This is a genomic window from Paractinoplanes durhamensis (assembly GCF_016862175.1).
In the GTDB taxonomy this organism is placed as follows: domain Bacteria; phylum Actinomycetota; class Actinomycetes; order Mycobacteriales; family Micromonosporaceae; genus Actinoplanes; species Actinoplanes durhamensis.
This window is the reverse complement of record NZ_BOML01000038.1, coordinates 76,318-94,503: the sequence shown is the minus strand read 5'-3', so window position 1 is coordinate 94,503 and position 18,186 is coordinate 76,318. Positions and strand designations below refer to the sequence as shown.

Annotated in this window: 10 protein-coding genes; 3 read left to right on the top strand and 7 right to left on the bottom strand. The window is 65.9% G+C overall.

The features are described from left to right. Nucleotides 1–709 precede the first annotated feature (709 nt). On the bottom strand, nt 710–1,420 hold the full coding sequence (locus Adu01nite_RS23795; protein ID WP_203729358.1) for an NUDIX hydrolase: 711 nt from the start codon (nt 1,418–1,420) through the stop codon (nt 710–712). 177 nt (nt 1,421–1,597) lie between these two features. Here Adu01nite_RS23795 and Adu01nite_RS23790 point away from each other — a divergent pair, with 177 nt between their 5' ends. Genes Adu01nite_RS23790 through Adu01nite_RS23780 form a run of 3 tightly spaced genes read left to right on the top strand, consistent with a single transcriptional unit; the run spans nt 1,598 to nt 6,224 of the window. Beyond that, nucleotides 1,598–4,366 (top strand): CHAT domain-containing protein, encoded by a 2,769-nt coding sequence (locus Adu01nite_RS23790; protein ID WP_203729356.1) that lies wholly within the window; start codon nt 1,598–1,600, stop codon nt 4,364–4,366. Nucleotides 4,367–4,389: 23 nt separating this feature from the next. After that, nucleotides 4,390–4,710, top strand: coding sequence for a hypothetical protein (locus Adu01nite_RS23785; protein ID WP_203729354.1), 321 nt, complete (start codon nt 4,390–4,392; stop codon nt 4,708–4,710). Next, nucleotides 4,707–6,224: a CATRA conflict system CASPASE/TPR repeat-associated protein gene (locus Adu01nite_RS23780; RefSeq protein WP_203729352.1), complete on the top strand. Its 1,518-nt coding sequence runs from the start codon at nt 4,707–4,709 to the stop codon at nt 6,222–6,224. The genes Adu01nite_RS23785 and Adu01nite_RS23780 overlap by 4 nt, the downstream gene beginning before the upstream one ends. Before the next feature lie 1,137 nt (nt 6,225–7,361). Here the strand turns inward: Adu01nite_RS23780 and Adu01nite_RS23775 are convergent. The 6 genes from Adu01nite_RS23775 to Adu01nite_RS23750 form a co-directional block, all read right to left on the bottom strand. Then, nucleotides 7,362–7,892, bottom strand: coding sequence for a hypothetical protein (locus tag Adu01nite_RS23775; RefSeq protein ID WP_203729350.1), 531 nt, complete (start codon nt 7,890–7,892; stop codon nt 7,362–7,364). 4 nt (nt 7,893–7,896) lie between these two features. After that, complete coding sequence (locus Adu01nite_RS23770) at nt 7,897–13,893, bottom strand: RHS repeat-associated core domain-containing protein (protein WP_203729348.1); 5,997 nt, start codon at nt 13,891–13,893, stop codon at nt 7,897–7,899. A 677-nt stretch (nt 13,894–14,570) separates the two neighbouring features. Further along, a complete protein-coding gene (locus Adu01nite_RS23765; protein WP_239132649.1) occupies nt 14,571–15,056 on the bottom strand; it encodes a hypothetical protein in 486 nt (161 codons plus the stop codon). Continuing rightward, nucleotides 15,049–16,425, bottom strand: coding sequence for a hypothetical protein (locus Adu01nite_RS23760; protein ID WP_203729346.1), 1,377 nt, complete (start codon nt 16,423–16,425; stop codon nt 15,049–15,051). Before Adu01nite_RS23760 ends, Adu01nite_RS23765 begins: the two co-directional genes overlap by 8 nt. Next, nucleotides 16,425–16,763 carry a hypothetical protein gene (locus Adu01nite_RS23755; protein ID WP_203729344.1) on the bottom strand — a complete coding sequence of 113 codons (339 nt, stop codon included), beginning with the start codon at nt 16,761–16,763 and terminating at the stop codon, nt 16,425–16,427. Before Adu01nite_RS23755 ends, Adu01nite_RS23760 begins: the two co-directional genes overlap by 1 nt. Nucleotides 16,764–17,014: 251 nt before the next feature. Next, nucleotides 17,015–17,989 (bottom strand): hypothetical protein, encoded by a 975-nt coding sequence (locus Adu01nite_RS23750; protein WP_203729342.1) that lies wholly within the window; start codon nt 17,987–17,989, stop codon nt 17,015–17,017. Nucleotides 17,990–18,186 lie beyond the last annotated feature (197 nt).

Here is an 18,186-nt window from a genome sequence, read left to right as displayed (position 1 = left end):
CGCCCGATAGCCCACGCGGACAGCAAACGCCACTTAGGCAGAGGTCTCCCCGTTTGCCGCTCTCGCTCTCCGTCCTCGGTGGGTCTGAGCTGCGGTCGGTCCGTTGAACTCGGTGGCTCGCGATAGTGAGAACCGGGGCGGGGCGCCACGAGCCTCTCTGCCCTGCGTAGCTCAGGTAGGAAGGAGGCAGCTCAAGTTCGCTGAGCACGGACACCCAGGTTCAGCTCGTCGAATTCACGTTGTCCCGGCCCCAGGTCGAGTCAGGCGGCCAGGTCGATAACAGCTCATATGTCGGCCTAGATTCTGGCGCTTGTCGCGCTTAAGCCCGATCTTCGGGTGGGCGGCCGTCTGCCGAAGAGTGCCTATTATGGGCGGCTGTTCTGTCTGCGATGGTAACGATCCGCTGCGGTATCACTGCGGCGGATCTTGGTGGGTCGTCGTCGGTGATAGTGCCGTATGTGTCGGCACGGTGGTGGCCGGCTCTCATGCGCAGCGAGTTCGAGCTACGGCCTCGCGCTACCAGGAGTGATCCATGCACCGACCTAATTGCCCAGCTGGCCGACTCTAGGGAGGCCGAGATGCTCAGACTCAAGCACTGTCTGACGAACTCATCGACGCCGATTCCGACCTCGCCGGCGAGGCGGGATCAACGGAGAAGGTCAGCACTGCCCTACGGATACGGGGCTCCAGCTCGTGCGTACGAGCGCAGCTAGGACCGCCCTGGCAGGAGACCGCGCAGGACGGCCCGGGTATAGGCCGCAATGGTGAAGCCGTCAGTGATGCTGGCATTGCCGATAAGCCGGGCCAACTCGACAGGGTCGACGATGCGAATGTCGTCGATGCCTTCCGCTCGGTCGGCAGCGAACGGGGCGCCGGTCACCTCGGCGAAGAACAGGCGTACGGGGGTACTGGTGGCGCCGGTGTCCGGGTACATGATGCCCAGATCATGGATCGTGGCCGCGTCCGTACCGATCTCTTCGCGCAGCTCGCGCCGCGCGTCGTCGGCAGGGTCATCAATGCCGGGAGTGCCGAAGCCGCGCGGGAGTTCTAGGTGCCAACTACGGGTGCTGTGACGGAAGTGGTTGACCAGGACGATCTTACCGGCGACCAAGGGCAGCACGACGACACCGGAGCTGTTGCCGGGGGCGACGACGCGGCCGTACGTTCCGTACGCGCCGTCGCGGGTCTTGACCGCGTCGCGTAGCACCATCATGAACGAGTCCATGAAGACCACGCCGGTCTCAGCCATGTATGCCGGCAGCCCGGCCTCAGCCAGATCGGCGGTCCGGACCAGTTCCGCCTCGGCGATCTCGGCCGGGTCGGTGAGGATGGCGAAGGCCGCGTCCGGCGGGTTCGCGAACAGGTGCGGGAATGACTCCCGCAGATCGTCGTAGGCCGATCGCCGCGTCTTCTCGTCCACTCTGTCCTCCTGCTTGCTGGACCTGCGCCCACGCTAGCGGAGAAACGATCCGCATCGGATAGCCGAAAGTGCACACTCGTCCACCTTCGGTGACCGCACCGTACGAGTGAACTGTACGTTCGTCTCTTCTAGTACCAAATGACCTGCCGCTACGGTTGCCGCGCCGAGGAGGTGAACGTGAGCGCATTCAGCGACCGGATCGAGGATTTCGTCGGTGAGTTCGATGTCGACGACTTGATATTGCGCTACGACGTCGACTTTGACGTGCCACTGCGGAACGAATACGCGCTGGGCATTCTGCGTATGGCCAAAGCCTTTGAGCAGGTGCGCAGCAGCGACCGGGGGGCGCTGGCCCGCAGGGTGGGAGCGTACTGGTGCGACATCGTTCTATGCGACATGGTGTACGACCACTGGGCGGCGCTACGCCTAATCGAGGCATCGGCCAGCGATGCGGCGGCGCTGCTTGGCGCAGTGCAAGAGGACCCGGACGCGGCTTCGTTCCATGCCTACGCGGCGGCACGCTGGCAGGACATGACCGGCAAGATCCGGTACCGGATGGGCAGCTATACCCGTGCCCGCATCGCGTTCGATACGGCGGTCGAGGTCGGCGAGCAGCACCGGCTGTGGTGGGCACTTCCGGACATGCGTAGCAACGCCCAACGCGGCCGATACGAGGAGTCCCGGCTGAGTGGCACACCAGACATCGACGGACTGATCGAGCGCCTGACGGCCGAGTGTGATCGGATCAAAGCCGATGCCCCGTTCTACGGGGTGGTGATCGGTGACGCCAGCCCTGAGGCAAGCGCCCGACACCGCGAGTACTTGCGCGGCTATTCGAGCGTCCTGCACAACCTGGCGCTCGCCTTCAAGGACAAGTACGTGAAGCACGGAGCGGAAGGCGACCGTAAGCAGTCTCTGGCGACCACCAGAGAGTCGATCCGGATCTCTTACGTGCTGGGCGACCAGTTCCGGATCTTCCAATCGCTAAACAACCAAGCGCTGCTTGAACCCGACCGTGCGCCGGCGCTGTTCCGGCGCCTCTCCACCGAGCCGTACATTCGGGGTCAGCTGATCGCACGGCAGCACCTCGCCCGTACCGCCTCCGGCATGGACGCCGTCACCGGACTCGGCGAGCTTCTGGACGACCTCATTGCCGCCGCCCGAGAACACGGCAGCACCGGTATCGACGTCCATATCGCCCCCTTCACAATGGATCTCTATGCCAAGGCTGTGGAGAACGTGCTTGAGGATCCAGAGAGCGGGCTTAACGCGCGCCAGCGTGAGGATTTGACCGAAGGCCTGGCCAGCAAACGTTTCCTAATGGCCGAATCCGTCCGCCGCGTGGTCGCGATGCCGCAGTACAAGCAGTCTTACTCGAAGACCATCCGGCCTATGTACCTGCAACGCATCGCAGACCGCGTCGCCTCGATTGTGCCAGCGAGTGCGGTGGCAGCGGCCAGTGACCTGGCGGCGGCGGAGGTCGAGCCGGCGGAGGAGGCTTTCAGCCTTGTCGAGGCGTCATCGGCCCGGGAACTGCTGGACATGCTGTCAACCGCCAGCCTGCCCGAACTGCCCCCGCTACCGCCGCCTTCGGCCGACGCCACCAAGCGGGATCTCCCGGAAGCCACCGAACAGGCTGTCCGGCCGGAACTCGGTCCGGCCGGCGACCGGGCGTTTGTTGCTACAGCCGAAGTGGGCAAGCGTCGCGCGCTGGTGCGCCGAGGGGCCGTACGACGCGCAGTCGGCGCCACCGCGGAAGCCGTCAAGGAACAGCTCACAGCGCGGGAAACGCAGTTCGAAGAGGCGTTCGCGCGCAATCCGATCGAAGGCACGCCAGCCGACCCCGAGATCTCGCAGCGGGTCAAGATGTTCACGGTCAACAACCCGGACACGTGCGTGGTGCGGTACTTCACTTACGGCGCCGCCGTGCCCACCCAGCTCGGCGCCTTCATCGTCCGACACGGAAAAATGCGCCAGGTCACCGGCATCGACTACGCTTCGGTCGAACGACTGGCCAAGGACATCGGCACGGACTCAGCGCCAAAGCGGGACCAGTGCATCGCAATCTGGGAGACCCTTCTCGCACCCATCTGGGACGAGATCCGGCGCCCAGACGAGCCCGGTCACCTAGTGCTAATCCCGACGGACGACCTTTTCGCCATCCCGCTGCATTTGGCCTGGGAACCCGATTCGGACCTCCCGCTGGCAGCGCGTCTGCCTATGTCGCAGTCGGTCAGTGCGACCGCATTCGTCACTCGGGGGAGAAACTTCCTGCGCCGGCAGCCAGTCAGCATGAGTGACGACCTGGCCGCAATCGTGGTCGCGGACGCCGAGGCTCGTGAGGGCAGACGTGGGGTGTGCGGCGCCGAACTGCTCGAGAGCGACTGGCCCGACGAGCACATGATCATCCTCGGCGACCGACTCACCAGCCTGGACGGGGTCACACGGCACTTCCGGGCCGACACCGAGGGTTTTCGGCAGCTCGTGCGAGCCAAGCCAGAGTTCTTCGTGTACGCCGGGCACGGCAACTTCAACCCGGACTTCACGAGCCTCGGGCCCTATCTCGAACTGGACGGCATGGTACTCACCCAGTACGACATCGCATTACGCCTACGGCTGCCGCGCAACAAGCTTGCCGTGCTGGGCGCGTGTCTGGCTGGCCAGGGCGCCAAGACCGACAGCGGCGAGGTCTCCGGCTTCCTACGCTCACTGATGGCGACCGGCGCCGGAGCCATCGGTATGCCGCTATGGAGCGTGAGCGACGGAGTCATGATCCGCACAGTCGGTGCCCTGCTGGCCGCCAGCCGGCGGGACGCCCGGCCGAGTGGCACGGGAGTCTTCGAACCAGTCCAGGCGCTATACGAGCGGTACCGGCATGTCGCGGCGCTCGATGGTCTGAACGCCGACGAGCTCATCGAGTACCTGCCCTTCTGCCTGTACCTCTGACCCGGCTGATCTGGAGCGACGTCATGGACGACCGACCGGAGAACATCTCCGCACGGCTGCTGGAGCTTCTCGGTTACGAGTTACCCCCGGATCAGTGGGCCAAGGCGCGGAGGATCGCCGAAGACTTCTCGGCGGCGCTCATGACCGACCGCGGGTACGAGGCAATCGCCTCACGCCTCGACCTGCTGTACAGCCGACGCCTGTCCGGCGCTGTAAACCCGAGGATGGGCGACCGGCGAGCACAGGCGGTCGACGAGACGACTCAGGACGTCATCATCCGCGTAACCCGAGAGGCCGAGCGGCGCCGCGACGACACCGGCGATGCGGGACAACCGAGCTCATGACTGTGCATCATCCAGCGCTAGTTACCCACGCGTTCTTCCCAGCCGACGCCGTGATCAACGAGGCGTCCTCGGTTGCGGCGACGGCAGTCGAAACCATCACGAAACGGGCTATCGGCGAGAAATACGACGCAGCTATTCCCGACTGGCCTGAGGAATATGCCGCGCCCACTGCGACGGACGAAAGCGGGTTGCTGGTGCGCCTGTTCGGCGCGGCGCGGCCGGGCGCTGGACGGGTGAGGGTTCTGCTGATCTACCAGATCAACGAGGTTATCGGCGTCAGTACCATCGACGCGTACCAGTCAGTGCAACCGTCTTGGCCGGAGTTCGACAAAGGGTGGACCGAACCGGTGCGCACGATCCTCGAGTCGGCCCAGCCGAGCGAAAACCTCATCGGGTGGGCCGAGGTCTATTCGGCCAGGGTTGGCGGCCGGTTCGGCACGATACGAGGACTCGCCAGGCCGCTGGCCCCTGACCACGCGCGGATCCAGCCTGAGGCGTCTTGGCGGCCCGAGTCGGGACTTCTGGTCTCCGAACTGGACCGGGAACACGCACAGGAGCGGCGATTGTTCGCAATGGGCCGCACCGACGACGTTCTCGACCGCTGGCTGTGGACGAGCCCGAGTGCGGCCCTCCCACTACTCACCCGCTATCTACTGCAGTCCGCCCAGCTCCGCTACCAGCGAGCGGAGTTGCTACGGAAACGCCCCGAATACACGGGTGCGATAGACAAGATCGACAAGATCTGCGAGGACCTTCGCGCGGCGCTTCAAGGCCAGGAGATCCCGCACGCGCAAATTCTCTTGGCGAATCAGGCCTTGATCGGGCTCACTACCGAACAAGGTGGTGTGGTAACCCACCTTACCGACGTTCGAAGCCGGATCGGGACAGTGGAGGCCGTCGTCCACAATCTGCGCACGGTCGGCGCTGGCGGCCGGGTCGGTGCGGCTGACCAGCCGTACGGCGACCGGCTGCTAGTCCAGCTGCGGACAGAGGAGGCTTACCTAGCCGCCGCACAGCTCAAGGCAGCGGAGTTGAGCCGGTTGGCCGGCTCAACCGTGAACAGTCGGTTGGAGGATCGCAAGGCGGAACTTACGCTGGTCATGAGCAGCCTGCTGGGCGCGATCCTCATGGCCCTCGGCGCCGTCCAAAGCCTGCAGTATCGGGTGCCGTTGCCGGCACGTGTGCAGCCGCCGACGATCGCCGTGCTGGCCGCGCTCGCCCTGGCGCTCCCGCTCACGGTACTGCGCCTGTCTAGCAGCGCGGATCAGCGATCCGGCCCGGGATGGGATTACAGCCTTGCCACCGCGATCGGCGGGACCGGCGGGTGGCTCGCGATGTCGGTGATCTCCTTCTGCACCGACAGGGAGTTTCAACACTGGCAGTCGCACGCCTGGGTGACCCTGTGCGCTGCCACCGCGGCAATTGTCGCGGCGATCGGCGCGGCGTATCTGATCAGGCGAGCGCGGCCTGGCCGCAAGGTCCAAGCCACAATGCGTTCTGATCCAGGTGGCTGACGCTTCTAGTGTGGGCGATCGCCAGCGCTGTGCCCACCGCAGTCGTCCAGGTCACCTCAGGGGTCCCGAACTAATAGTGCAAAAGAGGCGTCTCCCGCACGAGTACTGGTGCTGTGGGCCGCGCACGTTTTAGGCACGAGGCTGGATCTACGAGCCTCATTGATGCCATGAGCCTTGACCGCCCATGTCACGAGGTGCCGCCGATACCCGGGTACTTCGATCGGTTGCGCGCTGGTACGTCGTGCACATCGATTGGGCGAGCTGGTGACGTCAGGCAGGTCACTACACCATAAGGGTCATTCCGGGCCGCATCATTTCCCGGACCCGAGTCGCCGCGACGGCCGGCCCGGACGCCGGTTGTCGGCGTTGGCCCGCTTGCCCGGCCGTAAGCTGATTGACGACTGGGCCGGCCGACAGCGCGGCGCCGCAGGCTGCAGCGCCGCGCCGCGCCGGAGGCCACGACAAGATCGCCGCAGGGCATGACAGGAGTTCACCGTTCGGCCCACGGTCTGGCAGCGTCAATACCGGCCCGTCAGAAGCCATCAGCCTGCCGACGATACCGACGGGCTGGAGAACTTTTTAATCGGTTCGAAGGTCGCTCTCCAGCGGCGCTTCGTGCCATCTCGTATGCGTTCGTGACACCTCGTACGCACGGAATCCGCGGCGTGCCACGCGGTGGCCGGCCCGGAGTTCAGCAGCATCGCCAAAAGAGGCTGCAGCGCACCAATGGCCGGCATCCGGCTCAAACACGCTGGTCAGGGCGACCGGCGTGCGTTCGGCCGGCATTGCGTGGAGTGACGGTGAAACTCGGGCCGGACCACGACGACGCTGCGCCAGGATCATGCCCTCTGCCCGCCGGCCGGTCTTGCTCACTGTCTGCACGCCTGAGTAGTCCCCTGCGGCCAGCCGCCAAATGGCAGTCGACGAAGCAAGCCTTGCCACACGGCGCTCGGGGCGGGCCATACGAGTGACGCACAAGCCCCCCGAACGAGTAACAGCCTGACCACGTCCATGTTTTTGACGGGCCTGCTAGATTTCAACTGCCGGGGCCGGACGACAATACTTCGTACCGGTGGCGATCGGAAGGCGTTTCGCCTTCCGATCGCCACCGACTCACGCTGCAGGAATTTGCGATTTCTATGCGGCGCTTCTTGCTTGGAGGAAAGGCTTCCGGTGCAGCTTTTCAGCGAGGGCCGAGTTGAGTTCAACCCTGGTTCCCTCGTTAAGCAATCTGGAATTAACCTCTTGAATCACCAGCTCGGCGATTCGCCATTCGTCTTGCGTAAATCTCGCCAAGTATTCAATTTCATTTATTCGTAGCTCAATTTCCATGCCTCCGGTTGCCAGGTCGGGGTAGATGACCCAATCCCCCTCCCCTGGCGCGGCCAGATTGATCTCGGGTGGCACGTCCACAGGATCCGCGCTGGCCGCGTTGACGGGAATGCCTTTGCCCATCCGACCCGTCGACTTCCGAAAGATCGACCAAAGCGCCCACAGCAGATCACCTGTCGACCAGGCAATCACAGCTCCCGAGAGCAGCAGAGCGAGGATCGAGTGGTGCCGCAGAAGAAACGTCGCCGCAAGAAATAGTGCTACCGCATCGCCCAGAAGTCGCTTCCCGTTCAGGCTTTGTGGCTCGCGGCCCGCGTTCGCGTTCGCGTTCGTCATGACTCTAGCAACCGCCATAGGAGTACGAGATCCGACTAGGATGAGCCCATCGATAGAGCCTCCGCGCCGCGGCGCAGCCACGACGCGCCACCGGTCGCCACGCTTCACCGGCGCCGCTACGGAAGCCCTTCCAGTCATTGCGTATGTCGTCGATACCCATCGCCGTTCCGATTCCTTTGAGAACCCATGCGCCAATATTCGCCTTTGACCTGCCCCAGGGCCGAAATTTCGCCCAGTGTCCAGCCTTCCGCTGAGCCGCGTAGAACCGGTAACCGCCGCGAACGGCTCGGATTCCGGCGGAGGCCTCACCGACTCCGCTGACTAGACCGTAGATAGATGCTGCGATCCGGCCACCGTGCCACGCCATCTTCCCGTAGGGATTATTCCTCCAGCCGCAGAGCTTCCAGCACCATCGCTTGCCGTCAAGGTCGAGCCCGTTGACGGGGTCGGCACAGGCGTAGTCGTATGAGTTGCAGCTGCCGCCCGGCACGGGGTCGATCTGGAGGAATCGTCCGGTTGTCGGGTTGTAGAGGCGTACTCCCATGAGCACCAGGCCGGCAGGTGTGTCCGCCGCACGCTGTTTACTACCGAGCCAACCGTAACGAGTGCCTACGTCCGCGACGTCGATCGGGTTGCCCGCTTCGTCGCTGACGAAGGTAGATGTCAGTCCTGCGCTCTGGTCCGCGGCAGCAACGAGATCGCCGTGAAGGTTGGTGAGCTGGAAGATGGTCGACCCGATACCGCTGTTGTAGATCGCGGCAAGACCCCCGATCCCGTTGATTTGACGGGTATAAGCGCTGCTGGTCTCCTGGGTCCAGGAAGGGCTGTCGTCGTCCGCGTCGTAGTGGTTGACATGTGCTGTTGTTCCTGTCGCGGTGTCGGTCCAGGAACGGACTCGCTCGCCGGTGACGTCGAGGGAGTAGTCAGAGGTGTGGCCGGCACGCGTGATGGTGTCGACCAGATCGGTGGTGTGGTAGCTGATCGTGGTGTCGCCGCCGTTGTTGCTGGTGTCGGCGGACGGCACGGTGAGTGTGCGGCCGAGGGCGTCGTAGGTGTAGCCGGGGTCCGTGACGCGGCTGGCGGTGTCGTAGGTCCAGGATCGTTCGGTTGGTGGATCTTCGGTGCAGTTGTCGGTGTTGAAACCTGTGCGGTCGGTGGCGTCGTCATAGGCGTAATGGCGGGTGGCGCAGCTGTCCGCCGTGGTCTGGTTGGCCTCGACGAGTCGTCCGGCATTGTCGTACTGGTAGTACCTCTGGTCGAGGTCGCTCCATTCTGTACGAATTGATCCGCGGGCGTCGTGTCCGGTCCAGTCGGAGTACAGGACGCAGTTGTCGCCGGTGCAGCCGGGAGCCCAGTAGGAGGTGCCGTACTCCTCGCCGGTCTCGTCGTACCAGCGTCGATGCGGGACTCCGTTCGGCCAGACCTCCATCCAGATCTGGCCGTCGGCGTCGTAGTCGGCGGTGAAGGTACCGGCCTGGCTGTCGTCGACGCTGGTGAGCAGGCCGCGGCGCTCGTCACCTTCGTTGTAGTGGTAGGTGCGGGTGGCTTTGCCATCGTTGGTGATGGCGGCGCGGCCGAGCAGGTCGTAGGTCGTGGTGGAGGTGACGCCGTCGGCGTCGGTGTAGGTGACTTGCCGGCCGAGGGTGTCGTAGGTACGGACGACTTCGGCGGTGACCAATCCGGCGGCCAGGGACTGAGCGCGGGTGGCTTGGCCGGTTGCCGGGTCGTAAATGGTGCGGGTGACCGGGACAGCGGTGCCGAGGCCGCCGGCCGCGATCGTCTTGGTGTCAGCCCTGCCAGCCGAGTCGTAGGTGATGGTGGTAGTGCGCAGGGTCGCCGAGCTGGTCTTTTCGGTGATCACGCGGGGCTGGTTGTAGATGTCGTAGGTCGTGACGGTCGCCGGGATCGGGGCGCCGCTGTCGGGTTGGCCGCCGACGTCGACGCGGCAGAGCAGGTTCGCCCATTCCGCGTGGCCGTCACACTCGGTGTGACCGGATCCGGTGCCCGCCCGGTAATAGGTCGTGGTGCGGGTCGATGGTGTGGTGGTGGACCCGGCCCCGGCCGGAGTGGTCACCGAGGTGGGCAGGCTGGTGGTGCTGTCATAGGCCGTGGTGGTGACCAGGTTCAGGCCGTCGGGGTCGACGGTGCTGGTAGTGGGCTGGCGCAGTGTCCAGTCGTAGCCGGTCTTGGTCGTGGTGGCCTCGGCGTCGACCAGTTCGCCGTTGTTGTCGTATTGCGCGGTGGTTGTTGCGGTAGTGACGAGGTTGTACGGGTTGTCGGTAGCTGGTGCGCCCTCGTCGTAGCTGTTGTGGGTGTGGGTGCGGCCGCGGGGTTCGTTATCGCTGTCCAGCACGATGTCGTGTTCGGGGCCGTAGGTGTCGGTCAGGCGCTGCCCGTCGGTCGAGTAGGTGCTGACCGTGGACAGCCGGTAGGCGAAGCCTGCCTCGTCGGCGGGGCTGTCCTGCTCCGAGGTGTCGAGCGCGGCGGCCCGGTTGCCGGCGGTCAGTGTTTGCACGGTGTTGCCGTAGGTGTCGTACCAGGTGCTTGTGATGGAGCCGCCGGGGACAGCGGTGTTGACCGCCCGGGCGTTGGCGTCGAGGTACGTCATGGCGGCCCGCTCGTAGGAGTCCGGCAGGGTGCCGGCGGCCTGGTCGCCGTTCGGGACCTGGTCGGCGGGGAAGACCGCAGTGGCGCGCACCGGTGGCTCGGTCTGCCCCCACCGGGCGGTCTGTGCTGCAGACAGGTCGTACGGCGCATTGGTCCCAGCTATGGGGACGTTGTAGACGACGGTGGTGGTTGCGGTGCCCGCAGCAATTGCGGAGCGGGTCACCTTGGCCAGCCGGCCCTTCCCGGCGTCGCCGGGGACGGTGGTGTAGGTCAGCGTCCAAGGTTCCTGGCCGTTCGGGGCGAGCGTGGTCAGGATGCCATCGGCGTTGTAGTCGTAGCTGTCCTGCTGGTGGTGGGTGCCGGTGGTGTCGGTCCAGTCCAGGCGCGGGTCCCAGACCGCGCGCAGCCGTCCGGCGTTGTCGTAGGTGTAGCGGGCCGTGACGATGGCGCGCATGGCCGGTGTCGACAGGTCGGGGTCCCAGGCGGTAAAGGAGATCTCCTTGACCCGCCCGGCGTAGTCACCCCACGTTGTCGTACTGGTGCCGGTGGCGGTGGTTGTGGTCGCGTAGGTGAATGTTAGCGCCCGGCAGCCCTTGACCAGGGTGGTGCAGGTGACGCCGCTGGGCACGGGTGCCAGCAGACGGGTTGGCCGGACACGACCGGCATTGTCGATCGTGACTTTCTCCCAGGCGATCGTCGAGGTCTGGTTCGAGCCGGGCGTGGTGACGGCGGTCGGAAAGTAGCGGGTCGCCGCACCCCCCGTCACCGTTTTGAAGGTGGTGGCGTTACCGTCCGAGTCGGTCAGTGTGTAGTAGTCACTGCCGGCAGATCCGGCCGTGTAGATGAGTTTGAGGTCCTCCGCACCAACTTCGGGAACGAACGCGGTGGCGGTGCGTTTAGTGAAGCCGATCGTGTCGCCTTCGGGCAGCCCGACCTGCACCAGCGAACCGGTGACGTCCAACTGGGTGTACTCGGCGTTGGCGCCCTCCACCAGAACCCCGGAAACCCAGCCAGGCCCGAACATCGCCGCCGAGTCCAACTCCGCCGCTCGGCGAGTGTTGTAGGACCGCGAGACTGTCAGATCGCTGCCGTACGAGTCAACGGACACGTCTGTGTCGGACAGCGACAAGTTGCCGGTGACCAGGTTGACCGAGCCTGGCCCCACGTCGGCGGACTCGGCGGAAGCCTGGTTGCGGTCAAAGGTCACCGACACTGCGCTCGACGCGGTGCCGGTATTCGGTGCCACCCGGATCTGCAGCGGTCCGGTCAGCGGGTCGTCACCGGCCTCGGCATCGTTGACGGTCTTCGCGACGTTCCAATTCAGCTTCGCGAAGCTGCTACCGCTGCCGGCCAGGGGCCAGGTCACCGCGCCACCACCAGCAGCCTGGGTGACATCGGAGGCCGGAATGGTGACCCAGGTGTCTGCGTCACCGCGGCGCCACTGGTAGGTCACCCCGGTCGCGGCGGGCTTGGCCGACGCGGTCAGTGCCAGGTCGGCGGCGGTGGTGTCTCCCGGCTTGGGTGAGGTGACCGCGGCCGAGCCGACCGAGAACGCGTACTGCGTGGTCGGGGAAACGTTCCCGGCCCGGTCCCGGGATCGCACGTAGAGGATGTGGGCGCCGTCGGTCGTTGGAGTGATCGACACGCTCGCCGTACCGCCCAGCGCCGACGGGCTTATCGAGTTTGTCGGCGGGGTGGTGTCCAGGCCGTAGTCGTAGGCAGCTGCGTCCGTCACTCCCGCGGCGCCGAAGGTGAACGTGCCGGTGGTGTTCGCGCCGCCGGCCCACTGCCCGGCTGGGTACGTCGTCGACGCGACCGTCGGAGCTGCCGCTGGGATGGTGGTGTCGACGGTGAACTCACACGCGCTCGACCACGGCCCCCAGACGGTGCCGTCGAACCCGCGTGCCTTCCACGAATAGCTGGTGCCGTTGCTGAACGCCCCGGCCGGCACGACGGTGCCGAACAACGATCCGGAGGCGTTGGCCGGCTGCGGCTGTGCGCTACCGATCTTCACGCCGGCAACGGTGTCCCACTCGATCTCCGGGCGCACCGTGTAGCCTTCCGGGTCGCCGACACGGACCCTTAGTGTCGGTGTTGAGGTGTTCACGTACGGGCGGCTCGATCCGGTCGCGCACACCGCTGCGGGCAGCGTGCCCTTGCTGGTGACAACCGCGTAGCCGGTGTAGCTGATGGTGACGTACGGGTTGTTGCTGAACTCCTTGTACGAATGGAGCCCGTCCTCGTCCGGGGACCACAGCCCGTAGGTCAGGTTGGTCCAGGCGTCGCTCGCTGCGGCCCGCACATGCGCCGTCACGTCGAACTCGATTGGGCCACCGGGATGCGCGCTGTCACACCCGGCCAGGGAGGTCACTTGGCCTTGTGGAGTGTTCCAGGCCGGCTGGCTGTTCCACGTCACCGATGAAGTCGCCAGCCCGGTGGCCCGCAATTCGACCGGATGCGACTCGCAGTACTGACTGTAGTTCTGGGTGATGTGGAAGTCTGCGTCGTTGACGTACTTACCCGGCACCGGGGTCGCGCCTAGGTTCAAGTTGAAGAATGACCGGTATCTGTTGCTGGAGACGGGGGTCCCGCCGACCTGGGCCGATCCGGTGGGGTTCCAGTAGGACGTGGTGGGGTTCGCCGAGCTGACCTTCGCCCAGTCCGAGCGGGTCGCTGTTGCACCTGGGTCGATGTAGACGGGGTAGACCGTATTCGGATCGGTCAACATGCTCTGAATCGGCGTGACCGTGATCTGCGTCTTCGACGCGCTGGCGGCCAGCCGCTTGATCAAGCCCATTGGCTCTGCCGCTTCCGGCGCGGTCGCCTTTGCTCGGGTGGCGCCGGGCACGGATGCATCCCACATCTCCGGCGCGTTTCCAGCCAGCCGGACGTTGCCCTTGGAGTCTGCGGCTCGCAGGTTGCCAGCGCTGTCCGTGCTCACGGTCAACCCGCTGCTGGTGACTGGAAAGGCCAGCTTGGCGAGCTTCGGGTTGGCCGCAGCCTGCCGGGTCTTGACGACAAGGACTTGGGCGTAGCCGTCGGCGTCGGCCGTGAGCTGTAGATCGACGCCGGGCAAGACTTCCGGGTAGGTGGCGGTGTCGCCGGCCAGTACCGGTTTCGGCATGCTTCCCAACGGGGAGCCCAGCTTCAGCGTGGTGCCGGCCTCGGACAGCGACACCAGCGGGCCTGCGCCGCCACCGGAGAACACCAGACCGACTGCCGTGGCCATCGGCTGAACAGTGCCGTCCGGCCGGGCCGCTAGAGCGGTGTCAACCGGAATCCATGCGCCGTTGCGCTCCACGCGTATCGGCCGGTAATGATGCTCCCACCGCACAATGCCGTTCGGCTGCGCCCAGCCCTGGTCGTACTCGTTGGTCTGCGCGGCGATCTGCACGTCACCACCGCAGATCCGTGCGGTCACCAACGCGGCGGCCTCATCCGGCCGATCGGCTGGACAAACCTGCTTCCTCGCCACAGCCTCCGCTGCCGGGCTGGCTGGGCTGGCAGCGACCTGCAGGAATATGGCGGCGAGGACCATTGCGGTCAGGCCTGCAATGCGCGATCTCCAAGATCGCTGTTGTTGACGCGCCCTGGCAGAGGGCAGCAAGAAATCCCCATGGGTTGTCAGCACTAAACGTTCCCCCGAGTCAGTCCAGACCTGAACATTCGCGAAATAAACTTCGCGACATCAACCTATGTGAATCTGCATGATAGCTGAGTAGCTGTGACATTCCCCACACTCATATAGGCCGGGATCCTGTTTGGAGAGCGCAATTTCTACGAACTAGGCCAACGTCCCCATTTCGGGAAAGGACGGGGCCCGTTCCGATCCGCAATCCCTCGCCCACAGCCGCAGGAGAACCCACCCCGCCATGCCAAAGGTCAGCTTGAACGTCGCCGGGAAGGGAGTTACCGCAGATAGCGGTGACGCAGCACCCGGCGTGGGCCGACGAGCCGTCTCGGCCAAGCTTCCCGTTGAGAACAAATCTTGCGGCCGCCGCCGGCGGAAACGTCAATGAACGGGATGGCCCGCCGGCGCTTCACCCATGCGGATCCGCCGCGCGTTCCGGCTCAGCCGCCGATCACGTCCAGCCATACCGTCCGGCTGTCAGGGTCGAGCAGGATTGTGCCGCTGTAGCGGGAGGTGCGGACCTGTTCGGTGAAGGCGTCGCTCTGCTGCCAGGCTGCCTTGGCCGGCGCGAATGGCTGTAGTTGAGCGCTCAGGTCAGGGCCGTCGGTCGCGGGTGTGAACTGGTAGTTCTTTTGGGCTGCTGTCACGACGTCGGGCGTGAGCATGATCAGCGCTTGGATGTGCACGTCGGTGGGGCCGGGTACGCCGCCGCTGTCCGCGCCGGCCGCAGCGCCCTGCCAGTGCAGCGCGGTGGGTGTGCCGAGGGAGGGGAACCGCTTGGTGAGCGGTTCGGCGTCGGTCCGTACGGCGGCGGGGCTCACGGTGGTGGTCCTCCCTGAGGGGTCTCGGTCGGTGTTGCCGCCGGTGCAGCCGGTCAGTGCCAGCAGCAGCGCCCCGGCGGCGATGATGGCGCGCCGGTCAGCCATCGCCACGCCCGTCGTTGCGGTCTTCACCCGCGGAGACGCCGCGTTCCGGGCCGGTGCCGTCACTGACGTCTGGCGCCGGGTCGCCGACGGTCCAGGTGATGGTCCGCTCGATCTCACCGTTGGTCTCGAAGCCCTTCGCCCAGCCGAGCGTGGAGAAGCGCCCGTTGTCGTTGTCGGGTGCGCCGGTGGCGATGTCCGCGGCGCCCGCGTTGAAGTTGTACATGTCTTCCGCATGCACCTTTATCTTCATGGTGATCTGGTTGCCGTTGACCTCGACGTCGGACGTCCCGTAGATCTGGTGATCGCCCAGCGCCTTCTGCCAGTTCTCGGTGGAGGGATAGCCGCCGAGGTCGTTGACCGACTGCGGGTCGCCAGTCATCTGGAACCCGGTCTGCCCGGTCTCCCGGTAGATCCGCTCAGCCTCCGACTGAGCGAGGGCGATCTCCTGGTCAACGGAGCTGCGGATGTTCGGATCCTCCTTGTACGCCTCTTCGTAGTCCACCGTCACCGGCGTCCCGCTGGCGTCGAGGTAATGCGCGTACAGGGCGGTGGCGTCGTCAAGGTCGGAACGAGCGATGCGGCCGCCGAGCAGCTTCGCTTTCCACTCGGCGTACGAGGCGTAGTCGCCGGGGGTCGGTTCGGCGTTCGGGTCGTACGGGAAGTCGTCGTCGAACGTGAATGGCGGCTTGGTGGGCGGTCCGATGTGGTATTTCCCGCCCGCGTCTTGCAGGCCAGGTGTTTCCCCCACGATCTTCGCGCTCAGCGGCGAGTTCGCCAGGAAATCCGGGAGGATCTTGTAGGCCGAAGCCAGGCGTGCCACCGCGTCGGCCCGGGCCTCGGTCTCGATACGGATCGCGTCGTCATAGGCGCCGGTCGCTTGGTACCAGAGCGCGTCGGCCTGCTCCCGTACCTCGTCGATCTTGTCGTGCTGGCCGATCTCGATCAGCCAGTCCAGTGCGCCGGTGGTGTTGCGCAGGTCGTTCCACTGCCGTAAGGCGTCGGAGAGCCGGACCACCGGGGACTGGGTGTTCGCGATCGAGGAGATCAGCGTTTTCAACTGGCCCTCGGCGGCGACGCCGTCGGCCACCAACGCCTTTACCCTGGCCTGTGCCTGCGCGTAGTCGGTGATCGCCGGGCCGGCCTTGTCGAAGCCGTCGTGCAGGCCCTCGACCAGGTCGACCGTCTCCCGTAACCGCTGTTCGTACAGCGTCGCAGCGTCCGAGCGCCATTCGACCTTGCCCTGCAGGCCGGACAGCGTCGGCATCGCCTGAGCGATGATCCCCCTGGTGCGCAGGCACTCCTCGCCGACCGCGCCGACGAAGTCAGGCCGCATCTTCTCGATGTACTCGACATCGTCGTGGTAGGCCACTACCTGGTCCGCTGGTCGGCCGGCTGGAAGGTTGACCCGGTCAGGAACGCCGTGAAGTCCTGGGCCACAGCGTCGTCGGTCGTGCCGTACCCGACGGCGGAGTCCTGCACCTTGGTGGCCAGCGCGGACAGCAACGCCACCACGTCTTGGTACTGGTCGTGGGCGAACTCGCCGAACCGGCGCATCGCACTGGCCATTTCCGGATGGCTCGCCGGGTCCTTCGCCCAGTCCAGCAGGAACAGGTCGAACTGGCCGGCCTGCAAATCGTGCGCCAGGTCGTGCAGTGTCTGCGCCGCCCCCGCGAGTGAATCGGGAACGGCCTCGACCTCGCCCGCCAACTCCGGTCCCCCTCCGTCGAACGCTTAGGGTAACGAACATCGTCAACCGCCGATTCATCGATCGTTACTGATCGCGGGCATGGATCGCTCGACGCAGCCGATCGCCGCGGACCCTTGGAGCGGGCACGCCTGCTTGCCAGGGGTGTCGGCGGCAGCGAGGTTCTCCGACCTCGCCTGCACACCTCTCATGTCCCGCTGTGCGGGCGCGAAGGCAGCGAAACTGAGGTTCGGGGGGCGGTCGCGGGGGTCGCTCAGTCGGTGTCGGCGAGGCTCTTGCTGCCGGCGAGGGCTGCGGCCAGGGTCGGTGCCGTCTGAAGCTGGTCGAGCAGTACCCACAGGCGCGAGGCCCGGTAGGAGGCTCCGCTGGGGATCGGCTCGGTGGGCGGGAGTTGTGGGCCCAGGTCGTAGACGGCGTGTGGACGCACGGTGTCTGCGGTGGCGGGGATATCCGGCCAGCGGTCGAGCAGGCTCGGTAGAACGTCGGCTCGCAGGACGCGGTGGATACGGTGTACTGCGCCGTGCCATCGGAATGCCATGAAGTTCGGTGGCTCGGTCGGCCAGCCGCCGACCCCGTAGGGATGGAAGTAGGCGTGCTCGTCGGTGACGAACTCGCGGAAGGTGTGGTCGCCGCCGTTACCGGGGCGTTCGTCGTTGAGTACGACGCAGTACGTCCAGCTGTCGGCAACGGGCCTCAAGTGCACCACTCTCCGCAGGTAGGTGTTCAGCTGGTCGAGCCAGAGCCGCTCCTGACCCCGGCGTTCGACGCGGATGGCACGCAGGTCGGTCAGCACGTCCCGCCAGCTCACGTGGATGACCGGCACCCCGTCCACCTGCGAGGGAGTCTGCAGCTGTGCGAGTTCCCTGCTCGCTTGCGACAGCGTGATGAGTGCGCCGTCGCCGCGCTTACGCACGCGTGGTGCGTAGGCACGGAGCTGCGCGTGGGTGGGCAGCAGCCAGTCGCGTTTCGCCTCGACAATCAACAGCGCCCCGGGGAGGGTGATCTCCAGGTCGGTACGCCCGACCTCGCCGCGCACCTCCACCGCGAGTGAGGCTGCGTCCAGGTCAGCGGCGGTCGCACCAGGAAATACCCGTCGTACGACAGCTTCGAGCAGCGCCGGCGCCCGGGCCAGCGTGAACCCCAGTGCCGCCGTGAGGTCGTTCTCCGTGGCGCCGAGCAGATCGAACACCGAGGCCACCGGCGTGCCGTGGCGGGTCAATGCAGCCATCGAGTCAGCCTCGGCATTCCGCTGATCATGAGTTGCCGCCAACGTCGTCACGGACAGAAGACTGCAATGCGTACCAGACAACCCATCGTGCCGACGCCACCCGGTATGTCAACCCCAGCGAACGAGCTTCCGCCGACCGTGACTGTCCACGCGGCGGCCCGCTGGGCGGCCCCGATGGTGCGCGCTGTCCGGCCTGC

Bases quoted from the DNA above. Each gene is read 5' to 3' on its own strand.
- Adu01nite_RS23785 (WP_203729354.1), top strand. From the start codon at position 4,390: ATGGACGACCGACCGGAGAACATCTCCGCACGGCTGCTGGAGCTTCTC.
- Adu01nite_RS23780 (WP_203729352.1), top strand. From the start codon at position 4,707: ATGACTGTGCATCATCCAGCGCTAGTTACCCACGCGTTCTTCCCAGCC.
- Adu01nite_RS23775 (WP_203729350.1), bottom strand. From the start codon at position 7,892: ATGACGAACGCGAACGCGAACGCGGGCCGCGAGCCACAAAGCCTGAAC.
- Adu01nite_RS23765 (WP_239132649.1), bottom strand. From the start codon at position 15,056: ATGGCTGACCGGCGCGCCATCATCGCCGCCGGGGCGCTGCTGCTGGCA.
- Adu01nite_RS23750 (WP_203729342.1), bottom strand. From the start codon at position 17,989: ATGGCTGCATTGACCCGCCACGGCACGCCGGTGGCCTCGGTGTTCGAT.